This is a genomic window from Planococcus massiliensis, from assembly GCF_000821325.1.
GTDB lineage: Bacteria > Bacillota > Bacilli > Bacillales_A > Planococcaceae > Planococcus > Planococcus ruber.
Genome location: NZ_CCXS01000001.1, coordinates 2,926,369 through 2,941,349, shown reverse-complemented (window position 1 = coordinate 2,941,349; position 14,981 = coordinate 2,926,369). Strand labels below are relative to the sequence as shown.

Annotated in this window: 17 protein-coding genes; 13 read left to right on the top strand and 4 right to left on the bottom strand. The window is 47.3% G+C overall.

Features of this window, described 5'->3' with window-relative positions:
- Positions 1 to 140: 140 nt before the first annotated feature.
- Genes BN1080_RS14645 through BN1080_RS14635 form a run of 3 tightly spaced genes read left to right on the top strand, consistent with a single transcriptional unit; the run spans position 141 to position 3,213 of the window.
- The gene (locus BN1080_RS14645; RefSeq protein ID WP_052653213.1) at positions 141 to 2,498 is read left to right on the top strand and encodes a penicillin acylase family protein; all 2,358 of its coding nucleotides are present in this window, start codon (positions 141 to 143) and stop codon (positions 2,496 to 2,498) included.
- A gap of 35 nt (positions 2,499 to 2,533) precedes the next feature.
- Positions 2,534 to 2,887 carry a fluoride efflux transporter FluC gene (locus BN1080_RS14640; RefSeq protein WP_052653211.1) on the top strand — a complete coding sequence of 118 codons (354 nt, stop codon included), beginning with the start codon at positions 2,534 to 2,536 and terminating at the stop codon, positions 2,885 to 2,887.
- Positions 2,884 to 3,213, top strand: a complete 330-nt coding sequence (locus BN1080_RS14635) for a fluoride efflux transporter FluC (RefSeq protein ID WP_052653209.1) — start codon at positions 2,884 to 2,886, stop codon at positions 3,211 to 3,213. Before BN1080_RS14640 ends, BN1080_RS14635 begins: the two co-directional genes overlap by 4 nt.
- Before the next feature lie 36 nt (positions 3,214 to 3,249).
- On the opposite strand, the gene BN1080_RS14630 is transcribed toward BN1080_RS14635, so the two are convergent.
- Both BN1080_RS14630 and BN1080_RS14625 read right to left on the bottom strand, forming a co-directional pair.
- Positions 3,250 to 3,669 carry a universal stress protein gene (locus tag BN1080_RS14630; protein ID WP_052653207.1) on the bottom strand — a complete coding sequence of 140 codons (420 nt, stop codon included), beginning with the start codon at positions 3,667 to 3,669 and terminating at the stop codon, positions 3,250 to 3,252.
- Positions 3,670 to 3,683: 14 nt separating this feature from the next.
- Positions 3,684 to 5,147, bottom strand: coding sequence for a SulP family inorganic anion transporter (locus BN1080_RS14625; RefSeq protein WP_110925663.1), 1,464 nt, complete (start codon positions 5,145 to 5,147; stop codon positions 3,684 to 3,686).
- A 173-nt stretch (positions 5,148 to 5,320) separates the two neighbouring features.
- On the opposite strand from BN1080_RS14625, the gene BN1080_RS14620 reads away from it, so the two are divergent.
- From BN1080_RS14620 to BN1080_RS14610, 3 genes are read left to right on the top strand one after another with little or no spacing between them, the layout of a single operon-like run.
- Positions 5,321 to 5,692 (top strand): ArsR/SmtB family transcription factor, encoded by a 372-nt coding sequence (locus BN1080_RS14620; RefSeq protein ID WP_052653203.1) that lies wholly within the window; start codon positions 5,321 to 5,323, stop codon positions 5,690 to 5,692.
- Positions 5,649 to 7,739 carry a heavy metal translocating P-type ATPase gene (locus BN1080_RS14615; protein ID WP_052654658.1) on the top strand — a complete coding sequence of 697 codons (2,091 nt, stop codon included), beginning with the start codon at positions 5,649 to 5,651 and terminating at the stop codon, positions 7,737 to 7,739. The genes BN1080_RS14620 and BN1080_RS14615 overlap by 44 nt, the downstream gene beginning before the upstream one ends.
- Before the next feature lie 21 nt (positions 7,740 to 7,760).
- Positions 7,761 to 8,882: a GNAT family N-acetyltransferase gene (locus BN1080_RS14610; RefSeq protein WP_052653201.1), complete on the top strand. Its 1,122-nt coding sequence runs from the start codon at positions 7,761 to 7,763 to the stop codon at positions 8,880 to 8,882.
- Between the two features lie 49 nt (positions 8,883 to 8,931).
- On the opposite strand, the gene BN1080_RS17070 is transcribed toward BN1080_RS14610, so the two are convergent.
- Positions 8,932 to 9,087, bottom strand: coding sequence for a lmo0937 family membrane protein (locus BN1080_RS17070; protein WP_110925662.1), 156 nt, complete (start codon positions 9,085 to 9,087; stop codon positions 8,932 to 8,934).
- A gap of 162 nt (positions 9,088 to 9,249) precedes the next feature.
- On the opposite strand from BN1080_RS17070, the gene mntR reads away from it, so the two are divergent.
- The 6 genes from mntR (at position 9,250) to BN1080_RS14580 (ending at position 13,844) form a co-directional block, all read left to right on the top strand.
- On the top strand, positions 9,250 to 9,672 hold the full coding sequence (mntR, locus tag BN1080_RS14605; RefSeq protein WP_052653199.1) for a transcriptional regulator MntR: 423 nt from the start codon (positions 9,250 to 9,252) through the stop codon (positions 9,670 to 9,672).
- A 23-nt stretch (positions 9,673 to 9,695) separates the two neighbouring features.
- Positions 9,696 to 10,556 carry a CvfB family protein gene (locus tag BN1080_RS14600; protein WP_052653197.1) on the top strand — a complete coding sequence of 287 codons (861 nt, stop codon included), beginning with the start codon at positions 9,696 to 9,698 and terminating at the stop codon, positions 10,554 to 10,556.
- 53 nt (positions 10,557 to 10,609) lie between these two features.
- Complete coding sequence (locus tag BN1080_RS14595) at positions 10,610 to 11,497, top strand: DUF1002 domain-containing protein (RefSeq protein ID WP_052653195.1); 888 nt, start codon at positions 10,610 to 10,612, stop codon at positions 11,495 to 11,497.
- 129 nt (positions 11,498 to 11,626) lie between these two features.
- Complete coding sequence (locus BN1080_RS14590; RefSeq protein WP_052653193.1) at positions 11,627 to 12,595, top strand: ring-cleaving dioxygenase; 969 nt, start codon at positions 11,627 to 11,629, stop codon at positions 12,593 to 12,595.
- A 16-nt stretch (positions 12,596 to 12,611) separates the two neighbouring features.
- Positions 12,612 to 12,893, top strand: a complete 282-nt coding sequence (locus tag BN1080_RS14585; protein WP_052653191.1) for a GNAT family N-acetyltransferase — start codon at positions 12,612 to 12,614, stop codon at positions 12,891 to 12,893.
- 333 nt (positions 12,894 to 13,226) lie between these two features.
- Entirely contained in the window at positions 13,227 to 13,844 is a 618-nt protein-coding gene (locus BN1080_RS14580; RefSeq protein ID WP_052653189.1) for a DUF4064 domain-containing protein, read from the top strand.
- Between the two features lie 18 nt (positions 13,845 to 13,862).
- Here BN1080_RS14580 and BN1080_RS14575 read toward each other — a convergent pair whose 3' ends face one another.
- Entirely contained in the window at positions 13,863 to 14,354 is a 492-nt protein-coding gene (locus BN1080_RS14575; RefSeq protein WP_052653187.1) for a GNAT family N-acetyltransferase, read from the bottom strand.
- 96 nt (positions 14,355 to 14,450) lie between these two features.
- Here BN1080_RS14575 and BN1080_RS14570 point away from each other — a divergent pair, with 96 nt between their 5' ends.
- Positions 14,451 to 14,903: a GNAT family N-acetyltransferase gene (locus BN1080_RS14570; RefSeq protein ID WP_052653185.1), complete on the top strand. Its 453-nt coding sequence runs from the start codon at positions 14,451 to 14,453 to the stop codon at positions 14,901 to 14,903.
- Positions 14,904 to 14,981 lie beyond the last annotated feature (78 nt).

Below are 14,981 nucleotides of genomic sequence, written 5' to 3'. Positions count from 1 at the left end.
TTTGTTTTGCAAAGGAGTTGTCCCGAGTGATTTTGGGGCAGCTCCTTTTTTGTTTGGAAATTTTTCACTGGCGCCATTTCATTGGAGGATTTTCATTTCGGCTGTCGAATAGACAAAGGTACAGAAAAGGGGGAAGTTAGATGGGGAAAAAGAGAAGATGGCTGAAGTGGGTCTTGGGAACAGTCGGGGTGCTTGCTTTAATCATCGTTGCAGCATTGATTTTTGTAAACGTTTACATAGGGAAGTCGGAAGCAGTAATTGAAGGGAAGATGGCCGTAAAAATATTGGATGAAGATGTGACGGTCATCCGCGACGAGATTGGCGTACCGCATATTGAAGCGGAAACGGACGCGGATTTATACCGGGCGCAAGGGTATGTCCAAGCGCAGGACCGCATGTTCCAAATGGATTTGTCGCGGCGGCAGGCAAGCGGGCGCCTGGCAGAAGTGGTAGGCGCCGCTGCGGTGGATACGGATAAACGTTTCCGGACGTTCAGTTTGAGGGATGCCGCTGAAAAATCCTGGGAGGGCTACGGCGACGAAGCGAAGCAAGTATTGGAATGGTTCGCAGAAGGCGTCAATGCATACATGGAAGAAGCGAAAGCGGAAGGCACATTAAGCTATGAGTTCGCTCTGCTCGGCTATGAACCGGAAGAATGGACGCCGCTCGATTCGCTGACAATCGGAAAGTACATGGCCTATGATTTAGGGGGGAATTGGAACACACTGGCAGTCCGCCACTGGGCGCTAAATGCATTCCCGGAAGATAAAGCAAAAGAATTGTTTATTGCTTATCCGGATAATGCGCCTTCCATTCTTGCTGCAAATAAAAAGCAGCCGGTGAAAGTGGCCGGAGAATTCGATGCCTCGGTCATTCCGCCTGAATTCAATGGCAGCAATAACTGGGTCGTCTCGGGAGACAAAACGGAAAGTGGGCTGCCGCTGCTTGCGGATGATCCGCATTTAGGTCTGAGTACGCCGTCCATCTGGTATCAGATGCATCTTCAGTCGCCGGAGCAGAACGTCAGCGGCGTGATCTTTGCCGGCATTCCGGGAATTATTCTCGGCCATAATGAAGAAATCGCCTGGGGTGTAACAAATGTTGGGCCGGATGTTCAAGACCTTTATATTGAAACTCCGAATCCGGAAGATTCGACGCAATTTCTGTATGAAGGGAAATGGGAGCAAGCGGAAGTGCGGGATGAAACCATCAGTGTAAAAGGCGAGGAAGATGAAGCGTTTGAAGTAACCGTAACGCGCCATGGACCTATTATTTCGCCTATTCTTTATAAAGGAGAAGATCCGGGGGCTGTATTTTCGATTCAATGGACCGCTCTTGAGCCGACTTTAGAGCTTCAGGCAGTACTCGGCTTTAATAAAGCTTCCAATTGGGAGGAGTTTGAAACCGCGTTGGAAGATTTCCAGGCGCCGGCCCAAAACTTTGTCTTTGCTTCTACGGACGGGACCATCGCTTATAAGGCTAACGGACGCATTCCGCTTCGGAAAACGGGAGATGGGCAATTGCCAGTTCCGGGAGATTCTGCCGACTATGGCTGGGAAGGCTATGTGCCTTTTGATGAATTGCCGAGATCTGTCAATCCGGAGAGCGGGTTTATTGCAACGGCGAACAATGAAGTTATAGACGATTCCTACCCTTATCACATCACGGATTTTTGGGCGCAGCCGTATCGCTATGAGCGGATCGCTGAAGTGTTGGAAGCATCGGACGATTTGACGCCGGAAGATATGATGGAACTGCAGATGGACCAAAAGAATTTATATGCAGCTGAATTTTTAGACGGCATGATTGCAGCAGTCCGGAAAGACACGAAGGAATACGATCCGCTTCTTGAAATGCTGGAAGAATGGGATCAAGTGGATGGCGCAGACCAAGCGGCACCGCTCGTTTTCCATAAATGGATGAAGCAATTGCCCGACACCATCTTGAAAGGGGAATTCCCGGAAGACGTTTATGAAATGTTCGCAGGGAAAAACCACATCACCGATGAAATGATGAGACAAGCATTCGCTGGCAATGAAGGCGCATGGGTGTCCGAATATGGCGGCGTTGAAAAATGGCTGACGGATGCTTTAGCGGAAAGTGTGGATGAAATCGAAGAACAATTTGGAGATAAGTTTGAAGACTGGGAGTGGGGCGAGTACCATCAATTGACTTTCCCGCATCCGCTTGCCAGTGCTTCTCCGATTTTTGCCCAGTTATTAAATCCAGCTCCTGTGGCCATTGGCGGATCCAATATTACAGTTCAGGCTGCTGCCTTTAAAGAAGACGGCAAAGTGAACCACGGAGCTTCTTGGCGATTTGTAGCCGATTTGAGCGATTTGACGGGGGCTTATCATATTGTTGGACCAGGGCTTAGCGGGCATATGAAATCCGACTTCTACCACAATCAAGTGGACGACTGGGCAGAAGGAGACTACCATAGAACGGAAATTGAAAAGAAAGCAGCAGGGACAGAGTTAATTTTAACTGCCGATTAAGCTATACTGGAGAAAAATGATGCGAGGCGGTTCAAGTGAAAAGGTTTTTAGCAGTAGGCGTCGGCGGGATGCTTGGGGCACTGGCACGTGCCGGAATTTTCGAAGCCATCTCATCAACGGCGGGACTCTGGGCAGTCAACTTATTCGGAAGTTTCGTCATTGGCTATGCAGCTGCCCGCTTCCCTAAAAAATCTGCCGAATTTCGGCTGTTCATTTCAACCGGATTCGTTGGCTCTTTTACTACATTTTCGGCTTTTTCAGCCCAGTGGTTTAGCTTGTTGGAAGCGCAGTATATGGCTGCAATAGGTTTTGCTCTTGCGATGACAGCAGCTTCGGTCTTGATGGCAGCTGGCGGACTGGCAATCGGAAGGCAGGCGATGGCAAAATGATTTCCATTGCAGCGGGTGGTTTCTTCGGAGCTGTAGTCCGGTACGTTTTTTACCTTATTGCAGAAAGCCGTTCCAAGCATCCGAAATGGGCGACATGGGCAGTCAACAGCCTCGGATCTTTTTCGATGGGCTGGCTGCTTGGAAACGGCAGCCCATCCGCTTTTTGGCTTACGGGTTTTCTGGGCGCTTTTACCACGTTTTCAACGATGGCGCTTGACGCCGTGAAAGATATAGAGGACGGAGAATGGCTAAAAGCGGCAGCGTATTTAAGTGCAACGTTGATCAGCGGGATCCTGTTGTTCAGTTTAGGGTATTTAGTTTTATAAGAAAAAGGTCTTTCCGAAAACCGGAAAGACCTTTTTTTATTTCACAATGATCACAGGTGCCTGTACGCGTTTCGCTACTTTGTGGCTGACGCTGCCAAGCACCATTTCCTGCAAGGCGTTTAAGCCTCGGCTGCCGATGAAAACGGCATCGTAGCCGGTTTCATTGGCATGCTTTACAATGGTCGGCCCGGGGGCTCCATGCAGAATTTTGGTTTCAAAGGGGACACCGGCAGAACGGCAAATCTCTTCAAGCGGCTGGAGGTGCTTGCGCCGCTCGAGATGAAGCCCATCCGGGCCTTGGCTTTGAAGGATTTCATTGCGTGCTTTTTCATAGTCGATGACGTAAAGAAGCGTCACATTTGCTCCTGGGTTGGCTTTTGCCATTTTCACCGCTTCTTGCACGGCGCGTTTTGAATGGTCCGAGCCATCAGCGGCTACGAGAATTTTCTTATACATCTAAGAATCCCCCTTTAATGCTGGCCTGCTTTTTTCCCTGAATTTGCATAGGCGGCCAAGGTGTTGACCAATTTTTCGCTGGATGAGTTTAAGCCTGTAATTTCAATCGAACCCACTTTCGGTTGAAGCCGGCCCATGATGCGGTCGATGGCGCCGACACCGGAATCATCCCAAACGGTCGCATCCGAGAAGTCGATGATGATGCGGTCGGCAGGTTCGATGGCATCGAAGGCTGAAACGAAATCTTGCGAAGAAGCAAAGAATAATTGGCCGTGTACTGTATAAACATTCGATGCTTCGGCATTCAATCCTTTATTCCGGACTTCGACTTTTGAAATTTTAGCCGCAAATAAAATCGCGCTCAGCAGAACGCCGGCGAGTACGCCTTTGGATAAATCGTGTGTATAGACGACCACCACGACGGTCAGCAGCATGACAACTGCATCTGATTTCGGAGCGGTCGCCATGTACTTGAACGAACCCCAATTAAAAGTGCCGATGCACACCATCACCATGATGCCGGCAAGGACGGGCATCGGAATCTGGACGACCCAATTGCCGAGGACGATGATCAGGAAAATCAGGACGACGCCTGCAGTAAAGGTGGAAAGGCGTCCGCGTCCGCCAGATTGGACGTTGATGCCCGACTGGCCGATCATTGCACAGCCCGCCATTCCGCCGAAAAAGCCGGTGACGAAGTTGGCGATGCCTTGCCCGCGGGCTTCCTGATTCTTATCGGAATCCGTTTCTGTTGCATCATCCAAAATGGATGCCGTCAATAAGGATTCGAGCAAACCAATGATGGATAAGGCAAGCGCAGTGGGAAAAATGATCTGCAAAGTTTCAAAATTAAACGGAACATCCGGGATGAAGAAAGTGGGCAGGGATTGGTTAATCGTCCCTAAACTGCCGACATTCTGCATATCGATGCCGGTATACATGACAATGGCGGACAATACGAGTATGGCGATAAGCGGTGCCGGAATCGCGGTAAAGAAACGCGGCACGATGTAAACAATGGCCAAAGTGACACCGACAAAAACATACGTAATCAGATTGATGCCGAAAATGAACGGCACTTGCGCCATGAAAATCAGGATAGCGAGCGAATTAACGAAACCGATCATCACAGCACGCGGGATGAACTTCATGAAACGGGCAATTTTCAAAAATCCGAAGATCACTTGCAGCACCCCGGTTAGAATGGTCGCAGCGAGCAGATAGTCAAGGCCGTGGTCCCGGACGAGCGTCACCATCGCAAGAGCCATCGCGCCCGTAGCGGCCGAAATCATCGCGGGGCGCCCGCCGACAAAAGAAATGATGACGGCTATGGAGAACGAAGCATAGAGGCCGACCATCGGATCCACTCCGGCAATAATAGAAAAGGCAATGGCTTCGGGAATTAACGCGAGCGCCACGACAATGCCGGAAAGAATGTCCGCGCGGATATTGCCGAACCATTGCTCTTTATAAGACATAGTCTTCAACTTTCCACTTCCTTTATCAAAATTCGATTAACTTCTGAAAACAATAGCATTCTTTTTAAAACCCGTAAATAGAACTCATTCAAATCCCTGTTTGATTATTATTATCAGAAGATTTATACTGCAAGTAACAAACAAAGGAACATTTGAATGAAGGTGGGATCGCGATGAAAGAAATTTGTGAAGTGACAAAAGTCCATCCGGAAGTGGTGGATAATGTTCAGCAATATATGCCCGATTTATCCGAAGTCGTCCATTTGTTTAAAGCACTGGCTGATGAAACCCGTTTGAACATTGCCTATGCTTTAACCATCGAAGAAGAAATGTGCGTCTGCGATATCGCGGCCGTCATCGGTTCTTCGACCGCGACTGCCTCCCATCATCTACGGTATCTGAAGGAACGTGGATTGGCAAAATCCCTCCGCAAAGGGAAACAAGTCTATTATTCATTGTCCGACCGCCATGTTCACCAACTCGTGACCATTGCCCATGAACATGCGAAAGAAGGTGGCGAGCTTGCAAAAGACATACCGTCTTGAAAATTTATCATGCACGAGCTGTGCCGCGAAATTTGAAAAGAATGTTCGGGAGCTTCCCGATATTAAAAATGTCAGTTTGAACTTCGGTGCTTCCAAGCTGACGGTCGATGGCAACGTCTCCATCGAAGCCTTGCAAAAAGCGGGAGCATTTGACCATATCCGGGTTTTTCCGGAAAAAGAAAAAGTGGTGCATATCCCTTTTTATAAACGGCGCCAAACCATTGAAGCGGCCATTTCATTTTTATTGCTGATCATCGGAGCGGTAATTTCTTTCCAGGCTTCTGAAACACACCCGGCAGCCATCGGATTATTCGGCGCTTCCATTTTAATCGGAGGCTATCAGCTGTTCTGGACAGGCCTTCAAAATTTAACGAAACTGCAATTTGACATGAAGACATTGATGACCATTGCAATTATTGGCGCAGTAATTATCGGCGAATGGCGTGAAGGCGCAGTTGTGGTCTTTTTGTTTGCGGTCAGCGAAGCGCTGGAAGCCTTTTCGATGAACAAAGCCCGCCAGTCGATCCGTGGATTGATGGATTTAGCACCGGCCAGGGCGCTGATCCAGCGGCAAGGCGAAGTTATCGAGCTGGATACGGAAGATGTCCGCATTGGCGATGTGCTCATCGTTAAACCCGGACAAAAAATTGCGATGGACGGAACTGTGCTCCGCGGCACAAGTTCCGTTAATCAGGCAGCGATTACAGGCGAATCCATGCCAGCGAGTAAGAATCCGGGAGACGAAGTGTTTGCCGGGACGTTAAACGGCGAAGGCGCACTGGAAGTCACAGTGACCAAGCGGGTGGAAGACACCACCATCGCCAAAATCATTCATTTAGTCGAAGAAGCGCAGGCGGAAAAAGCGCCTTCCCAAAAATTCGTCGACCGTTTTGCGAAATATTACACGCCGGCTATTATAGCCGTCGCTTTTTTAGTGGCCATCCTCCCAGGGTTCCTGACCGGCAACTGGGAGTTGTGGGTTTACCAAGGGCTTGCCGTGCTTGTAGTTGGCTGTCCTTGTGCTTTAGTTGTGTCGACGCCAGTCGCTATTGTGACAGCTATCGGGAATGCTGCGCGGCAAGGCGTTTTGGTGAAAGGCGGCATCCATTTAGAGGAAACAGGGCATATTAAAGCCATTGCATTTGATAAAACCGGCACGCTGACGAAAGGCTATCCGGAAGTGACGGATGTCTTTGCCCAAGAAATGTATTCCCAGGAAGAAGTCCTGAAAATTGCAGCAGCAGTCGAAACCATGTCGCAGCATCCTTTGGCGCGCGCCATTTTGGACAAAGCGGGCGAACCCTATGGTTCCGAAGGGTTTGGGTCGGTTACCGGAAAAGGCGCCCACGCAGTTGTGAACGGCGTACAGGTCTACGTCGGCAGCTTTAGCTGGGCAGAAGAATACGGCTTTGCCATTCCGCGGGATTACCGTGAGCTTCAGGAATCCGGAAAATCTGTCGTAGCGGTCTTTTCGGAAAAAGAATTGATCGGTGCAGTGGCAGTGGCGGATGCCATCCGAAATGAAAGTTCGGAAATCATTCGCGGATTGAAGGCGATGGGCATTGAAAAAACGATTATGCTGACAGGCGACCACCCTGCAACTGCCCGGGCGATTGCAGCCCAAATCGGTGTCACGGACGTCCGTGCTGGATTGATGCCGGAAGACAAGTTAGCTGCCATCAAAGAACTCCAGCAGATCCATGGCCGGGTCGCCATGGTCGGAGACGGAGTCAATGATGCGCCTGCCTTGGCAGCTTCGACGATCGGCATTGCCATGGGCGGCGCCGGAACCGATGCGGCTTTGGAAACAGCGGATATCGCCTTGATGGCTGATGATTTAGAAAAACTTCCCTATACAATTCGACTCAGCCGAAAGACTTTGCGTATAATAAAGGAAAATATTCTTTTTGCATTAGGGTTAAAAATCATTGCTTTGCTTTTAATCATTCCAGGATGGCTGACATTATGGATTGCCATATTCGCAGACATGGGGGCAACGCTTCTCGTAATCCTCAACGCGCTGCGCTTAGTCAAGATTCAAAAGTAAACAAACATGGAGGACAAAGTGTTGAAGCTGACAGAATGGACGATGGAAGAACAGGAACAATTAATCGAATTTATGACAACTAACTCATGGCCGTTTCACGGCATTGAACATCCTGTCCGGGAATTGATCGAGAAGACGATTGAAGAAGGCGGATATAAATCAGACCAAGTGAGAACGTTTTGGATCGAAAACGATGAAGGGCAGCAAGTGGGCGTCGTGAAAATTTTTGACTTGCAGGATGACATCCCGCTGTTTGACTTGCGGATTGCAGATCCATATCGAGGAAAAGGCTATGGCCCGAAGGCGTTGAAGTTGATTGCTGATTTCGTCTTCTCTTTGCCCGAAAAGAAAATACGCCTAGAAGGCAACACGCGGCACGACAATTTCGCGATGCGAAAAGCATTTGAGCGGACCGGTTTTGTCAAAGAAGCCCATATCCGCCAAACATGGTTCTCGCCGCGAGAAAACCGCTATTATGATGCAGTGACTTACGGCATGACACGGGAAGACTGGGAAGCGGGCATTACGACGCCTGTCCACTGGGATGATGCATTGATAGAAGAAAAGAAATCGCAATTCAATCCGGTTCTATTTCAATTTCCGGATGAATTCGAGTCGGAGCGCTTGATCATCCGCAAACCGAAAAGGGAAGATGCGGCGCTCAGCTATGAGGCGGTCATGCGCTCACTTGCTTCATTGCGGCCGTGGATGCCGTTTGCCCAGAAAAAACCGGTGCTTTCGGAAATGGAAGCAAACTTGGTGGAAGCTGAAGCGGATTTTATGCTGCGCAAAGATTTGCGGCTGCATTTCTTCTCGAAAGAAACCGGAGAATTTATTGGCTCTTCAGGCCTTCACCGCATTGATTGGGATGTGCGGAAGTTTGAGATCGGCTATTGGGTCGATAATCGCTTTGAAGGAAAAGGCTATGTAACAGAGGCAGTAGAACGCATTACCCGTTTTGCGTTTGAAGAATTGGAAGCAAACCGGGTTGAGATCCGCTGCGATCCGGACAATGTGCGAAGCCGGGCAGTGGCTGAGCGTTTGAACTTCGAGCTCGAAGGCATTCTCCGCAATGATACGATTTCAAGAGTGAGCAATAAATTGCGCGATACATGCGTTTATGCAAAAATCCGGAAACAATAAAAAAGCTGAGGACATTTGTCCTCAGCTTTTTTTATGGCCTGCATTCCGGCTATAAGCCTTTTCTGCCAGAGATCAAATTAATAACTAAAATGATAGCTGCGATGATAAGAAGGATGTGGATTAATCCACCAGCGACGTCCATTAAAAATCCAACTAACCAAATAACAATAATAACTGCTAAAATAATCCAAAGAATACGTCCCATGTTCCTCACCTAACCTTTCGTTGTCGATAGTAATAACTACCCCGGATTTTCACAGGCCAAACATGCAGAAAATTGAATTACTGCCGGAATGCCGTAAGCTCAGTTGTTTAGCGGGTTGGGGTATAGTAAACTGAAGAGAGTCATGTTAGGGAGGAACGAATCGTGCCTACTCCAAGTATGGAAGACCACATTGAAATCATTTATTCATTAATTGAACAAAAAGGATATGCCCGAGTGTCGGATATTGCAGAAGCGTTGTCAGTTTTGCCGTCATCGGTCACCAAAATGGTGCAAAAACTTGATAAAGATGGGTACTTAATTTATGAGCGCTACCGCGGGCTGATGTTGACGCCGCGCGGGCAAAAACTTGGAAAACGCCTTGTAAAGCGCCATGACCTGCTGGAACAGTTTCTTCGGTTGATCGGTGTGGAAGAAGAACGGATCTACGGCGACGTGGAAGGGATCGAGCATCACTTAAGCTGGAATTCCATTGAGCGGATCGCTGATTTGGTTCAAGTGCTGGAAGAAGATCCGGCGCTGCTCCAAAAACTTGAAAAACTAAAAAATGACCAAAAAGAAAATTAAGTTGAATTGAAGGAGGCTGCATAATGGCATTGCATCCAGGAGAAAAAACCACATTGCGCATCATTGACCGATCAAGTTCCCAGTGGATCTTGACGAATAGTTCAGGTGATGAAGTGTTAATGAACGCATCAGAAATTGAAGAGGGACAAGAAATCGGTGAGGAAATTGAAGTATTCCTTTTCCGCAACCGTCAAGGCGGGGTTTCTGCTACTCCGATGATTCCCCACATTTTGCCGAGCGTATACGGCTGGGCGAAAGTATTGAAAGTATCCAGACGAGAAGGGCTGGTCGTTGACATCGGGACTTCCCGCGAAGTTTACGTACTTCCCGAAGACCTTCCGCAAATCGAAGAACTGTGGCCGCAGCAAGGCGACCATATCTTCATGACCTTGCGTACGGACCGCTATGGCGATTTATACGGACGCCTGGCGACCGAAGAGAAAATCGGCGAATTGTATGTACCGGCTCCAACTTCTGTGTTCAATGAAAACATTCAAGCACGTGCTTACCGTTTGTTGCCAGTCGGCACATTCATGCTTTCTGTGCCTGAAATGTATCGGATTTTCGTCCATGAATCGGAAAGAGAAGAAGAACCGCGTTTAGGCGAAGAAAAAACCGTGCGCATCATCGGCGTAAAAGACGATGCGACATTGAACGGTTCGTTGCTTCCCCGTAAACAGGAACGCCTATCGGATGATGCACAGAAAATTATGGATTTCCTGGATGAGTCCGGCGGGCAAATGCCGTTCACAGATAAATCGACTCCGGATGAAATCCAGGAAATCTTCGGCATGAGCAAAGCGGCATTCAAACGTGCGCTCGGCAGACTGTACAAAGAACGCAAAATCATCCAAGAAGACGGATGGACCAAATTAGTACGTTGACGCAACCTTTTCACACAAAAAGCGTATTAATTTGTGGAAGGGGGCAATAAATAATGAAAAAAATAATTCCTGTACTGTCATCTATATTAGCGTTGTCACTTATGCTGCCAAGCATCAGTTCTGCGAACGTCGGCATCAATGAAAAATTCGGTTTGCCGATCGTCGTCTATGGAGGCAATCTATCCGAAGCAGAAAAAGAAAGCGTAGCGAAAAGCTTGGATGTAGCCGGTGAAGCGGACGTGGAAGAAATCGAAGTGACCGGCCAAGATCTGATTACTTATATTAAAGACGGAGATTCGCGTGCGAATATGTATTCTTCTGCAAAAATCACGCGCAAAGATGCAGGAGAAGGTTTGGTTATCCAAATCGTCACGCCGGATAACATTACGCAAGTCACAACGGAAATGTACGCCAACGCCATGCTGACGGCAGGCATTGAAGATGCATCGGTCGAAGTCGCTGCTCCAAAAGCGGTGACAGGCCATTCGGCGCTTGTTGGCATCTATAAAGCTTACGAAGTGAACGGGGAAGAATTGGATCCAGAACGGACAGATGTGGCTAACGATGAATTGACCGTAGCAACAGAACTCGCTGACAGCGGAGTTGAAGACGCAAAAGTAAGCGAGCTTTTGACAGAGATCAAAAAACAGATCGCTGAACAAAATCCGGCTACCCGTGAAGAAGTGGAGAAAATAGTCGAAGATCAATTGACGAAGCTTCAAATCGAGTTAAGCCCGGAAGACCGCAAATTGTTGACGGATCTGATGGACCGCATCCGTAAACTGGATATCGACTTTTCAAAATGGTCGACCCAATTGGAAGACTTAAGCAAAACCATTGAAGACAAAATTGGAACGATCGTCAATGACGAAGGTTTTTGGCAAAGTGTGAAAAGCTTTTTCCAAAAGCTTGCGGATTCTGTCCGTGGATGGTTTAACTGATTTATCGAAGCAGCCAGGCAGTAAATTGCCTGGCTGTTTTTATTTGAGCCAATTCAGTTGCAGGGCAGAAGGAGCGGTGATAGAATAAAATAATTATCTCGAATTCAAGATAATTGAGGAGGAAGAAAAATGAAACTAGAAGGCATTCACCACGTTTCGGCAATTACCGCCAATGCGGATAAGAACCATGATTTCTTTACACGGATTCTAGGCATGCGTTTAGTAAAAAAGAGCGTCAATCAGGATTCAACTTCGTCTTACCATTTGTTTTACGCTGATGCAGTCGGAACGCCTGGAACCGATATGACGTATTTTGATATTCCGATGGCTGGCCGCACGTATCCGGGCGTTTCTTCCATCAGCAACACGGCATTTCGAGTGAAAAGTGAAGCGGCGATTGCCTATTGGATGAAACGTTTTGATCGCTTCGCTGTTCCGCACGGCGAAGTGGAAGAAGTTTTCGGCCGGCCATCGCTGACTTTCCAGGACTTTGAAGGATCCCGGCTAATGCTGGTAGTGGATGACGGAAAAGGAATCGAATACGGCATTCCTTGGACGAAAGCAGATGTTCCGGAAGAGTATGCGATTGTCGGACTGGGCCATGTGCGCTTGACGGTCCGCAAAAATGAAAAAACAGCTGCCGTTTTAAGCGATATACTCGGATTCGAGCAAATCGGCTCTTATCCGTCGAAAATTGAAGGAATGAAAGATATTTTAGTATTTTCAACAGGAAAAGGCGGCCCGGCTGGCGAAGTACACTTAGAAGAACGGACCGATTTGCCGCCTGAACGCCCTGGGAGAGGGAGTGTGCACCACGTTGCTTTCCGTGTAAAAACGTATGAAGAGTACAGCAAATGGAACACATACTTGCGCTCCAATGGATTCATGACTTCAGGTGAAGTGGATCGCTATTATTTTAAAGCCATCTATTTCCGTGAGCCGAACGGCATTCTTTTTGAATTGTCGACGGATGAACCGGGCTTCGCGACCGATGAACCATTGGAAACGATGGGAGAGACGCTTGCATTGCCGCCGTTTCTTGAGCCGAAGCGGGCTGAAATCGAAGCTTCGCTGCGTCCGTTGTCCATCAATCAATAATTAGGGGGAGTAAGATATGGAATTACAGCTAATAGAATTGGGTAATGATGAATTTGCTTACCGCTATGAAGAAGCGGGGATGCTTAAGGCGGAAATTACGTGGACAGAGCTTGCGAATGTCATGGTGATTGAACATACTTTTGTAGATGAATCGATGCGCAACCAAGGCATTGCGAAAAAGCTGCTCGATCGGGCGGCTGATTATGCCCGCGAACATAATTATAAAATGGAGCCGGTCTGTTCCTATGCAGTTGTAGCATTCGACCGCTATAAAGATTACGACGACGTGAAAATTTAAACACACAAAAAGCAATCCTCTTCAATTTTGAGTGGATTGCTTTTGCTATGTCGCCAATATGTAGTTTTCCATCTTCATCCTCCAGATTATAGGCTTGTCATGAAGAAAACAATCGCAGTTAAAATAGAAGCGCCGCCGATTCCGTACATAAAGTCTGCTTGATTAAAGATTAACTTTTTTTCCATTAATTTCATCTCCTTTAAAATCTTTGTTAATAATTAATTACCCTAGCTACAAAAGCTTAAACAGGTTTTATTCATAATAATCAGGGAAACTGTCTATAAGAAGGCTTTTATTTCGAGCCGGAAGAAAAGTGAGAAAGAGGTGCATCAAATGAATAATGGAGTTGTCAGCAGAGGTGCAGAAAAAACATTAGGTATAATCGGCATTATTTTTAATCTTTTAACCATCGCCCTATTGGCAATCGGTATCCTTAGTTTCGACAATGTGCAAAACACGGCAGAATTCCAGGATTTTGAGCAGGAAGTCTTAAATGACTCCACATTTGCAAGCCCGGAAGACGCACAGCTCTTTTTGGATACTTTCATTTCCAGCTTTAGCATTATCGGATGGGTCCTTGTGGCAGTGCTTGCGATCAGCACCGTTTTAGCGATTCTTGCTATTGCGAACCTGCGGAATAACCGCAATCCGAAAGCTGCGGGAGTGCTTTTCATCATTGCAGGGCTATTCGCAGGCCTGCTTTCCTTGACGTCGATCTTATTCTACATTGCAGCAATTATGTGCTTTGTGCGAAAAGGGACGCGACGAGATGACTACCAGGCGCCGCGCGACGATTTTGGCAGCCGAAATGGCGATGCGAAGCTAAAAGAAGAACAGCGAATCCGTGAAGAAGAACGAATTCGCCAAGAAGAGCGCCTTCGTGAGGAAGAGCAGCGGAGACAAAATGATAATTTGCTTCACAAAGATGACGATACGTATCGTCCGTTATAAACAAAAACACCCGTCCTTTCAAAGGACGGGTGTTTTTAGGTAATAAATATATTTGGCAGTCTGCAGCGGGTAGCCTTCAAAAACTTCCTCGAATTCCTCTACCAATTCAAAGCCATTTCGTTCGTAGAACTTCCGGCCTTTTTCATTTTTGCTTTCCACATAAACGAATAATTGCGAGCCTTCTTTTAAATGGGAAAGTCCGCTCGACAATAATTGTTTGCCGTAGCCATTGCGCTGGAATTCCGGCTTCAAATAAAGTGCAATCAGTTCCGCGTCGCCATCTTCATCAACGCGGGTAAAGTTGGCAAATCCAACAGGTTCCGCATCGTGGAAAGCGAGCAGGACAATGGTTTTCTTCAATCTCATTTCCATCATTGGCGTAGAGTACGATTTATCTAAAAATTGTTTTTGGACAGTTGGAGGAATAATGCCTTCATAAGTATCAACCCAGCTCACGTGTGCGATTTCCTGGACAGATGCAATATCATCAATCGTGCCTGCACGAATCATTTGCTCACCTCTAAAATTCTTTCCGTTATCATATCAAAAAACCATCCAAATAGCCACTAATGTGAAATAATGAAAAGAGACAAGGAGGCGAAGAAATTGGAGTGGAATACCTATCATTTTGATGAACTGACTGCCCGGAAATTATACGAGTTTTTAAAATTGCGGGTGGACGTATTTGTAGTGGAGCAGAATTGCCCTTATCCTGAGCTGGATGATTTGGATCAAGAATCTATCCACATTGCTTATAGTGAAAATGGAAAAACACTGGCTTATGCCCGGTTGGTTCCGGCAGGAGTGAAGTATGAAATTCCGTCAATCGGGCGGGTTATCGTCCGTGCTGAAGCCAGAAGCCGAGGCCTCGCCAAACAATTGATGGTGCAGGCAATGGAGTATATCTTGAACGAATGGCAAGCCAATGAAATTCAATTGCAGGGGCAAGTTTACCTGCAAGAGTTTTACGAATCCTTCGGCTTTCTGCCGATTTCGGAAGCATACGATGAAGACGGGATTCCCCATGTGGATATGAAGTTTACAAACAATAAAATGTAATGCTTTTGACACGTGAATGTTGCATAAATCTAGTAGAATAGGGTAAACAAGTTTTAACAGAGAATAGGAGTGAAGTAA

What these genes read in the sequence shown, in the direction of transcription:
- BN1080_RS14645 (WP_052653213.1), top strand. Translation starts at nt 141, where the DNA reads ATGGGGAAAAAGAGAAGATGGCTGAAGTGGGTCTTGGGAACAGTCGGG.
- BN1080_RS14635 (WP_052653209.1), top strand. Translation starts at nt 2,884, where the DNA reads ATGATTTCCATTGCAGCGGGTGGTTTCTTCGGAGCTGTAGTCCGGTAC.
- BN1080_RS14630 (WP_052653207.1), bottom strand. Translation starts at nt 3,669, where the DNA reads ATGTATAAGAAAATTCTCGTAGCCGCTGATGGCTCGGACCATTCAAAA.
- BN1080_RS14625 (WP_110925663.1), bottom strand. Translation starts at nt 5,147, where the DNA reads ATGTCTTATAAAGAGCAATGGTTCGGCAATATCCGCGCGGACATTCTT.
- BN1080_RS14620 (WP_052653203.1), top strand. Translation starts at nt 5,321, where the DNA reads ATGAAAGAAATTTGTGAAGTGACAAAAGTCCATCCGGAAGTGGTGGAT.
- BN1080_RS14615 (WP_052654658.1), top strand. Translation starts at nt 5,649, where the DNA reads ATGCGAAAGAAGGTGGCGAGCTTGCAAAAGACATACCGTCTTGAAAAT.
- BN1080_RS17070 (WP_110925662.1), bottom strand. Translation starts at nt 9,087, where the DNA reads ATGGGACGTATTCTTTGGATTATTTTAGCAGTTATTATTGTTATTTGG.
- BN1080_RS14600 (WP_052653197.1), top strand. Translation starts at nt 9,696, where the DNA reads ATGGCATTGCATCCAGGAGAAAAAACCACATTGCGCATCATTGACCGA.
- BN1080_RS14595 (WP_052653195.1), top strand. Translation starts at nt 10,610, where the DNA reads ATGAAAAAAATAATTCCTGTACTGTCATCTATATTAGCGTTGTCACTT.
- BN1080_RS14590 (WP_052653193.1), top strand. Translation starts at nt 11,627, where the DNA reads ATGAAACTAGAAGGCATTCACCACGTTTCGGCAATTACCGCCAATGCG.
- BN1080_RS14585 (WP_052653191.1), top strand. Translation starts at nt 12,612, where the DNA reads ATGGAATTACAGCTAATAGAATTGGGTAATGATGAATTTGCTTACCGC.
- BN1080_RS14580 (WP_052653189.1), top strand. Translation starts at nt 13,227, where the DNA reads ATGAATAATGGAGTTGTCAGCAGAGGTGCAGAAAAAACATTAGGTATA.
- BN1080_RS14575 (WP_052653187.1), bottom strand. Translation starts at nt 14,354, where the DNA reads ATGATTCGTGCAGGCACGATTGATGATATTGCATCTGTCCAGGAAATC.